We start from the raw sequence: 8,461 nt of genomic DNA, 5'->3' as shown, positions 1-8,461 counted from the left end.
CATCGCCCAACAGGGTGCGGTGGCCTGAACGTCAGCCTCACGCAGACCCAGGACGGTTCAGTCGGTGACGAAGCCCCGCTCGCCGAGGTGGCGGTAGGCCCGGTGGCGTGCGGTGTTGACGCCGACCACCAGCCGGTCCGCGCCGATCGCGGCGGCGTGGCCGAGGCAGGCGTCGACCAGCCGCGCGAAGTCCGCGCCCGCGCCGGGCCGGACGAGGGCGACCTTGACGTACGCCAGGCCCGAGCCCGCCTCCGAGCCGGGCCCGTCGTGCACCACCGCCAGGCCGGTCGGGTCGGCGACCGGGCCGAGGACCAGGACGTCGCCGATCTTCTGGTCGAGGACGGTGGCGATCTCGCCGCGCACGTCGAGCCCCGGGAACACCGTCCCGGCCAGCCGGGCGGCCCCGGCGTCGAGGTCCGCGCGGTCCGCCGCGGAGCCCACCGACCACGCCACCCCCGCCGGTGCCGGGGCGACGGGGCTCGACATCAGCGCGGTCAGGAACCGCGGCCAGTAGCCGAAGCGCTGGTAGAGCCGGTGGTGCGCCGGGCTGTGCGCGAAGGTGAACAGGCCACGGTGGACCATGCCCGCCAGCCGCCCGTCCGCCGCGGCGAACAGGGCGCTGCCGATCCCGCGCCCCCACAGCGACGGCTCGACGGACAGCGGGCCGACGAACCCGACGCTCCCCCAGCCCGTCACGAACACCGAGCCGACCAGGCCGGGCCCGTCGAACGCCCCGAGCGCGACGACGTGCGGGGCCGACCACCGCGTGCGGACCAGGTCGGTGTCGCGCTGCTCGTCTCGACCGAGCAGAGCCGCGAACGCGCGCCGCAGGACGCGGTCCGCCGCATCGAGGTCGCCCTCGTGCAGCGCGCGGATCTCCATGCCGGAAACATGCCCCGCGCGGCGGGCGGAACGGAAGGACCGTCAGCCGGACGAGCGTCCCCCTTCGACGACCGGCGACCACCTCACCCGGACGAGCGCTCCCCCTCCTCCGCCGCCGGGGACTCCTTCAGCTCGGCGAGGGCGGTGTTGAGGGCCTCGGCGAGGACGTCGACGTCCGGCAGGGCGTCCCGGTCGGCGTTGAGGCCGTAGCAGACGGTGCCGTCGTAGCTGGTCACGCCGATCGCGACGGCCTGGCCGTGGGCCAACGGGACCACGGGATACATGTCCCGCATCCGCGCACCCATGGCGTACAGCGGCCGGGGCGGGCCCGGCACGTGCGTGACGACCACGTTGAACAGCCGCGAGGACAGGCGCGAGGACAGCCGGGCTCCCATCTCGTGCATCGCGGGCGTGGTCAGCCCGGCCAGCCCGACGACGGCGGAGGTGCCCGCGGAGCGCCCCATCCGCTTGCGCGCCTCCATCTGCGCGGCGATCGTCCGCAGCCTGCGCACCGGGTCGGGGTCCCCGACCGGCAGCTCCACGAACACCGCCGAGATCTGGTTGCCGCCCACCTTGGCGCTCGACCCGGTCCCGCCGCGCACCCGCACGCTGACCGGCACCATCGCCCGGACCACCGAGTCCGGGAAGATCGGCTCGCCGCGGGCGATCAGCCACTGCCGCAGCGCCCCCGTGACGACGGCGAGCACCACGTCGTTCACCGACCCGCCGCCCGCGCCGTGCCTGCGCCGGATCACCCGGTGCTCGAACAGCGAGGTCCGAGCCATCCCGAAGCGCCGCTGGCTGCCGATCGGGGCGTTGAGCGCCCAGACCGGACGGCCGTGGTTCGCCGTGCGCACGGCGTCCGCCAGCCCGCCCAGGGTCCGCTTGACCGCGCCCGCGACCTCCTTGACGTCCCGGGCCGAGCGGGCCAGCGCGTCGAACGCCGACCGGGGGCGCAGCATGTTCTCCAGCACGGCCTGCGCGGCCAGGGGCACCCCGGAGGGCTCGGGTGACGGCGACCAGTCGTCCGCCTCCACCCGGCGCGGCGTCGGCGTGGTGTCCAGCAGCACCGAGCCGATGTCCATCGAGCCGAGCCCGTCCACCATCGCGTGGTGGATCTTGGTGAGGACGGCGACCCGGTGCCCCTCGAAGCCCTCGATGACGTAGATCTCCCAGAGCGGCCGGGACCGGTCGAGCTGGCGGGAGAGCAGCCTGCCCACCAGCTCGCGCAGGTCCGCGTCGGAGCCCGGCGCGGGCAGCGCCGAGCGCCGGACGTGGAAGCTCAGGTCGAAGTCCGGGTCGTCGGTCCACACCGGCAGGCCGAGCCGCCCCGGAACCTCGCGGATCTTCTGCCGGTAGCGCGGCACCAGCGCGAGCCGGGAGCCGATGAGCTCCACGAACTCGTCCACCGCGAAGCCCGCGCGGCCCGGCTCGAACGTCATGACCCCGCCGAGGGTCATCGCCGTCGTGCGTTCCTCCATGAACAGGAAGGAGGCGTCGAGCGGGGTGAGGCGTTCGGTCACGCCGCTGTCTACCAGACGCCTTCGGACCGCCAGCCCCGCAGCGGCATCCCGGAGCGACCGCGCTCGCCGAGCTTGACGCCGAGCATCTGGTGCAGCTGGATGTTGTCCAGGTCGAAGCCCAGCCTGCAGGCGGCCATGTACAGCCGCCAGACCCGCGCCCGGCCGATCCCGACCTCCTCGACGGCCTCGGTCCAGTGCTCCTCGAGGTTGCGCCCCCAGTCCCGCAGGGTCAGCGCGTAGTGCTCGCGCAGGTTCTCCTCGTGGCGCACCTCGAACCCGGCGTCGTGCATCTCGGTCATCAGCAGGCCCGGGGACTCCAGCTGCCCGTCCGGGAAGACGTAGCGGCCGATGAACGGGTCCACCTTGCGCTTGTTCACCGTGTGCGGCTGGGTGATGCAGTGGTTGAGCAGCCTGCCCTCGGGCCGCAGCTTGCCGTAGAGGAAGCGGAAGTAGTTCCCGAGCTGCTTCCTGCCGATGTGCTCGGTGAGGCCGATCGAGCTGACGGCGTCGAACCCGGTCTCCGGGACGTCCCGGTAGTCCAGGTGCCGGACCTCGGCGAACTCCTCGAGACCCTCGCGGCGGATCGCCTCCTGCCCCCACTCGGCCTGCGCCTTCGACAGGGTCACGCCCAGGGCGTGCACGCCCATCCGCGCGGCGTGGCGGACCATGCCCGCCCAGCCGCACCCGACGTCCAGCAGCCGCATCCCGGGCTCCAGCGCGAGCTTGTTCGCGACGAGCTCGTACTTGGCGGCCTGCGCCTCCTCCAGCGTGGCCGCGGGGCCCGGGTAGGCCGCGCAGGTGTAGGTCATCGAGGGGCCGAGGACCCACTCGTAGAACCGGTTGGACACGTCGTAGTGGTGCGAGATCGCCTGGCTGTCCCGGAACTTCGAGTGCAGTCGACCGCGCGGGCGGGCCTCCAGCTCGGGCGGCGCGGGCCGGTATCTCAGCCACACCGGACCGACGGTGGCCAGCAGCCTCGCGAAGTCCGCCTTGGACACCCCGTTCAGGGTGATCTCCGACAGCGACGCCAGCGCGGTGTACAGGTCACCCTCGACGTCGATCTCGCCGGTCACGTACGCCCGCGCCAGACCCAGCGTCCCCGGCGCCGACGCCAGCCGCGCCAGCGCCCGGGGCGACTCGATGCGCAGCGCGATCTCGGCGTCGTCCGGACCGGACTTGCTGCCGTCGTAGGCGATCAACCGGATCGGCGCGTCCTGCCCGATGACGTGCCCGAAGACCTCGGCGACCCGCATGCTCACGCTCCCCCACCCACCTTCGTGTACAGGTCCGGCACCCGACCCTCGGGGTCGTAGCGCTCCTTGACGGCACGGTAGGCCGCGCCGTTGTACCGCTCCCAGAACTCCGCCTCGTCGTAGTGGACGGTGGAGTAGAGGCTCTTGTGCCCGTCGAGGCGCGCGACGAGGTCCTCGACGAACCGGTTGTGCTTCGTGCGGATGGTCGGATCCGCGAGCTCCTCCTCCGTCGCTCCCCGCGTGATGGGGACCGACGACCAGAAGCCGACGTTGACGTACGGGGTGTGCGGCTCCATCGGGTACAGCGGCCAGGTCCGCTCCCCGCGCAGCTGCAGCGGGCACAGCCAGACCGGCGTGATGCCTACGTGCTCGTGGAACTCGGCGAGGAACTCCGGCAGCCGCCCCGTGGGGATCTCGACGTCCTGGATCACCATCTCCTCCTCGGGCTGCCCGAGGCGGCGACGAACGGTGTTCGAGGCCTGGTACCGCTGGTCCAGCGCGACGAGCCTGCGGTAGACGTCCGACCGGCGGTAGCGCTTCGGCCAGAGCCTGCGCACCGCCGGGACCTGCACGCCGAACGCCCGCGAGCACCAGAACCAGTCCGTGTCCCAGCGCCAGAGGTAGTCGTGGGTGGTGAGGTGGTCCACCGGTCGGGTCTGCAGCGACCGGTAGAACACGTCCATGCCGGTGTAGTCGCTGACCCGGGCGCCGGGCAGCGGCTCGTCCACGAACTCGCCCACCGAGACGTAGTGCTCGGTCGGCGAGAACACGGTCCCGTCCAGGAAGTCCTGGTCGGCGAACCGACCCAGGGCCTCGGTGGCCTCCTCGGCCGTGCGGAAGCGGTGGTGGGTGAGCCGGACGTACTTCTTGACCGGCTGCAGCTCGATCCGGATCCGCAGCGCGTAGCCGAGGGTCCCGTAGGAGTTGGCGAAGGCGGCGTAGAGGTCCGCGTGCTCCCCCGTCGCAGCCGCCGTGACGAGCTCGCCCGCCGGGGTGAGCACGTCCATCTCCAGCACCGACTCGTGCGGCAGCCCGTGTCGGAAGCTGGTCGACTCGATGCCGAGCCCGGTGACCGCTCCGCCCAGGGTGATGGTCTTCAGCTGCGGGACGACGAGCGGCATCAGCCCGTGCGGGAGGGTGGCGGCGACCAGGTCCTCGTAGGTGCACATGCCCTGGACGTCCGCGGTGCGGGACTCGCGGTCCACCTCGATCACGCCCGCGAGCCCGGCCGTGTCCAGGTGCACCACCTCGGTGGTCGGCGCCCCGAACCGGAACAGGTTCGAGGTGCGCTTGCCCAGCCGCACCCGGGTGCCCGCGGGCACCTCGCGGTAGGCCTTGACGAGGCCCGCGACGACGCCGTCGTGTCGCCGTCGTGCCGCCGACCGGGTCTCCGGTGGGGTCCCTGCCCCGATCTGCGCCGTGCTCACGTGGTCACGCTAACGCCGCGAGGCCCTGTTCGTCAGGGTCTGAGCGCCGGCCTTACATCACTCGTGAACGGCGGTTGCGCGGACGAACCGGACTTACCCCCTGCGCCGGGACGCCACCAGCTTCGGAATGGCCGGGAAACCGGTCAGTGGCCGGTAGGCCTCGGCGGCCGCGGTGAGCCCCGCGTACTCCGAGTCGGACAGCCGGATCTCCGCCGCGGCCACGTTGCTCTCCAGCTGCGCCACACTGGACGCTCCGGGGATCGCGACCACATGCGACCGGTGCACGACCCAGGCCAGCGCCACCTGCGACGGGGTGGCGTCGTGCCCGGAGGCGACGTCTCGCAGGGTGTCCAGCAGCGGCTTCGCGGCGTCGAGGTTCTCCGGCAGGAACATCGCGTTCGCCGCCCGGACGCCGTTGGCGGGCCGGTTGTCCCGGTCGTAGCGGCCGGAGAGCAGCCCCTGGGCGAGCGGGCTGTAGGCGATCACCAGGTGCCCGGTGCGCTGCGCCCACGGCAGCATCTCGGCCATCGGGTCCCGGTGGACCAGGCTGAACTGCACCTGGTTGGACAGCACCGGCGCACCGAACCGCACCTCGGCGGACTGCCAGCGCTTGAGCGGGTAGTTCGACACCCCCACCTGGTCCACGACTCCGACCGCGCGCAGCGCCTGCATGCCGCGCATCGTCGTGCCGTCCGAGACCAGCGGGTTCGGCTGGTGCACCTGGTAGAGGTCCAGCGTGCGCACCCCGAGCCGCTGCGCGCTGGCGACCCCGCGCTGCTGCACGACCGCGGCGGTCGGCAGCACCGGGAAGATCTTGGTGGCGACGACGACGTCCTCCGTGCCGCCGGTGTCCGCGAGCGCCTGGCCGAGGATCCGCTCGGACCGCCCGAAGCCGTACACCTCGGCGGTGTCGAACACGGTCACGCCCAGCTCGCGGGCCCGGGCGACGATCCGCGGGGCCTCGGCCCCGAAGTCCTCGCCGTAGCCCCATTCGCGGGACCCGAACTGCCAGGTGCCCAGCCCGATCACCGAGTACGGCTTCGCGGTGGTGATGCCCTCGACGTGACGCATGCTCCCCATACTGCCCCGCGGCGCCGCCCCTCAGTGGGCCTGGAGGAAGGAGTCCAGAATCGGCCAGGTCGTGGTGCGGGCGCGGCGGCCGGTCAGCACACCCAGGTGGCCGCCGGGGGCGGTCTCGAAGCGGACCTCGGGGGCACCGGTCAGCAGCGGGACGACGCCCCGCACGGCCGCCAGCGGGGCGATGACGTCGTCTCGGCCCGCGACGACGAGCACGGGCACCCGCACGTCCGCCAGGTCCAACCGGCGCCCGGCCAGGTCGAGCGTGCCCGCGGCCAGGTCGTTGGCCCGCAGCAGGAGGTGGAACAGCTGACCGAAGGCTCGGCCGGGGTAGCCGTGCATGTTGTTCATCAGATGGTCCACCGCCTCCATCTGCGCGAGGGTGTCCCGGTCGTCCAGCCGGGAGAGCACGGCCAGCGGCTTGGTGACCAGCCGGTCCACCGCCGTCAGGTGGAAGACGCCACTGACCACCGGCGCCGGGAAGCTGCCCAGCGCGCGGTAGAGCGCGGACACCGCCCGCCCGCCCGCGACCTCGGCCACCGGGCGCAGCGGGGCGACCAGGGGCACCGCGGAGACGTCCACGGGGCTGCCGATCGCGGTGGCCGACCGGACCGGGAGCGCGTCCGCGGCCAGCGCGAGCAGGCAGAACAGCCCGCCCAGCGACCAGCCGACCAGGTGCACCGGCTCCCCCACCGCCCGCACCGCCCACGGCACGACGTCGTCCACCCAGTGCTCCACGCCCAGCCGCCGGTTCGCGAACGACATCCGCCCGTAGTCGACGAGGTACACCGGCCTGCCCCGCCCCAGCAGGTGCTCGACGAGCGAGCCGCCGCGGCGCAGGTCGTAGGCGAAGTCCGGGGCACCCAGCGGCGGGACCAGCAGGACCGGTGAGCCCCGCTCCGCGACCAGCGGCGTGTAGCGGTGCAGCACCCCGCCCGGATGGCGGGCGACCTCGGTGCGCGGCATGCGGCGCAGGTCGGCGACGCCGCCTGCGACCGTCTTGTCCCAGATGTTCTCGAGGACGCCCATCGACGGAGCGTACGGGCCCCTCCGTGCCACCGACGGCCCTCGAGGTTACCGACGGGTATGCCACCATCACGCCATGCAGCGCGACATCTTCGACGACGAACACGACGCGTTCCGCGACCTGGTGCGGACCTTCCTCGCGAAGGAGGTCCTCCCCCACCACGCGGACTGGGAGAAGCAGGGCCAGGTCGACCGGGAGGTGTGGCTCGCCGCGGGCCGCGCGGGCCTGCTCGGCACCGACGTGCCCGAGGAGTTCGGCGGCGGCGGCACGCCGGACTTCCGGTACAACGCCGTGGCGCTGGAGGAGATCACCGCCGCGGGCGCGAGCGGGCTGGGCTTCCCCCTGCACAACGACGTCGTCGCGCCCTACCTGCTGCGCCTGTGCACCGACGAGCAGAAGCGGCGCTGGCTGCCCGGCTTCTGCTCCGGCGAGATCATCACCGCGATCGGGATGACCGAGCCCGGCACGGGCTCGGACCTGCAGGGCATCGCCACGAACGCCAAGCGGGACGGGGAGGACTGGATCCTCAACGGCGCCAAGACGTTCATCACCAACGGCATCCTCGCCGACCTCGTGATCGTCGTCGCCAAGACCGATCCCGACGCCGGGGCGCGCGGCTTCTCGCTGCTCGTCGTCGAGCGCGGGATGCCCGGCTTCGAGCGGGGCCGCAGGCTGGAGAAGGTCGGCATGAAGGCCCAGGACACCGCGGAGCTGAGCTTCACCGACGTCCGGGTGCCCGCGGCGAACGTGCTCGGCGAGGTGGGCCAGGGCTTCATCTACCTGATGCAGAACCTCGCCCAGGAGCGGCTGTCCATCGCCCTCGGCGCCACGGCGGGCGCGGCCGCCGCCCTGCAGATGACGCTGGACTACACCAAGGAGCGCAAGGCCTTCGGCAAGCCGGTGGCCGCGTTCCAGAACACCCGCTTCGAGCTGGCGGAGATGGACACCGAGATCGACGTCACCCGCGCCTACGTGGACCGGTGTCTGCGACAGCACGTGGAGACCGAGCTCTCCCCCGCCGACGCCGCCAAGGCCAAGTGGTGGGCCACGGACGTCCAGCGCCGGGTCGTGGACCGCTGTGTCCAGCTCCACGGCGGCTACGGCTACATGCTGGAGTACCCGATCGCGCGGGCCTTCGTGGACTCCCGGGTGCAGTCCATCTACGGCGGGACGAACGAGATCATGAAGGAGATCATCGGCCGGGCCCTGGTCGGCTAGGGCATGTCTCCCAAAGCCTGTAACCAGGTGACTATGGCTTTGAGGACCGCGCCG

7 protein-coding genes are annotated in these 8,461 nt (G+C 72.6%); 1 reads left to right on the top strand and 6 read right to left on the bottom strand.

Features of this window, described 5'->3' with window-relative positions:
* Nucleotides 1–57: 57 nt before the first annotated feature.
* The 6 genes from ABD993_RS23535 to ABD993_RS23510 all read right to left on the bottom strand — a co-directional run bounded on the left by ABD993_RS23535 (nt 58) and on the right by ABD993_RS23510 (nt 7,191).
* A complete protein-coding gene (locus ABD993_RS23535) occupies nt 58–882 on the bottom strand; it encodes a GNAT family N-acetyltransferase (protein WP_345422446.1) in 825 nt (274 codons plus the stop codon).
* An 83-nt stretch (nt 883–965) separates the two neighbouring features.
* The gene (locus ABD993_RS23530; RefSeq protein ID WP_345422443.1) at nt 966–2,405 is read right to left on the bottom strand and encodes a WS/DGAT/MGAT family O-acyltransferase; all 1,440 of its coding nucleotides are present in this window, start codon (nt 2,403–2,405) and stop codon (nt 966–968) included.
* 8 nt (nt 2,406–2,413) lie between these two features.
* On the bottom strand, nt 2,414–3,658 hold the full coding sequence (locus tag ABD993_RS23525; RefSeq protein WP_345422448.1) for a class I SAM-dependent methyltransferase: 1,245 nt from the start codon (nt 3,656–3,658) through the stop codon (nt 2,414–2,416).
* 2 nt (nt 3,659–3,660) lie between these two features.
* Nucleotides 3,661–5,085, bottom strand: a complete 1,425-nt coding sequence (locus ABD993_RS23520; protein WP_345422440.1) for an FAD-binding oxidoreductase — start codon at nt 5,083–5,085, stop codon at nt 3,661–3,663.
* Nucleotides 5,086–5,178: 93 nt separating this feature from the next.
* On the bottom strand, nt 5,179–6,156 hold the full coding sequence (locus ABD993_RS23515; protein WP_345422437.1) for an aldo/keto reductase: 978 nt from the start codon (nt 6,154–6,156) through the stop codon (nt 5,179–5,181).
* Nucleotides 6,157–6,186: 30 nt separating this feature from the next.
* Nucleotides 6,187–7,191, bottom strand: coding sequence for an alpha/beta fold hydrolase (locus ABD993_RS23510; RefSeq protein ID WP_345422434.1), 1,005 nt, complete (start codon nt 7,189–7,191; stop codon nt 6,187–6,189).
* A 73-nt stretch (nt 7,192–7,264) separates the two neighbouring features.
* Here ABD993_RS23510 and ABD993_RS23505 point away from each other — a divergent pair, with 73 nt between their 5' ends.
* Nucleotides 7,265–8,407 (top strand): acyl-CoA dehydrogenase family protein, encoded by a 1,143-nt coding sequence (locus ABD993_RS23505; protein ID WP_345422431.1) that lies wholly within the window; start codon nt 7,265–7,267, stop codon nt 8,405–8,407.
* Nucleotides 8,408–8,461 lie beyond the last annotated feature (54 nt).

The sequence above is a fragment of the Pseudonocardia xishanensis genome, assembly GCF_039541715.1.
Taxonomy (GTDB): Bacteria; Actinomycetota; Actinomycetes; order Mycobacteriales; family Pseudonocardiaceae; genus Pseudonocardia; species Pseudonocardia xishanensis.
Note: the sequence above shows the minus strand (reverse complement) of the source record. Positions and strands in the feature narration are given on the sequence as shown.

Bases quoted from the DNA above. Each gene is read 5' to 3' on its own strand.
- ABD993_RS23535 (WP_345422446.1), bottom strand. From the start codon at position 882: ATGGAGATCCGCGCGCTGCACGAGGGCGACCTCGATGCGGCGGACCGC.
- ABD993_RS23525 (WP_345422448.1), bottom strand. From the start codon at position 3,658: ATGCGGGTCGCCGAGGTCTTCGGGCACGTCATCGGGCAGGACGCGCCG.
- ABD993_RS23515 (WP_345422437.1), bottom strand. From the start codon at position 6,156: ATGCGTCACGTCGAGGGCATCACCACCGCGAAGCCGTACTCGGTGATC.
- ABD993_RS23510 (WP_345422434.1), bottom strand. From the start codon at position 7,191: ATGGGCGTCCTCGAGAACATCTGGGACAAGACGGTCGCAGGCGGCGTC.
- ABD993_RS23505 (WP_345422431.1), top strand. From the start codon at position 7,265: ATGCAGCGCGACATCTTCGACGACGAACACGACGCGTTCCGCGACCTG.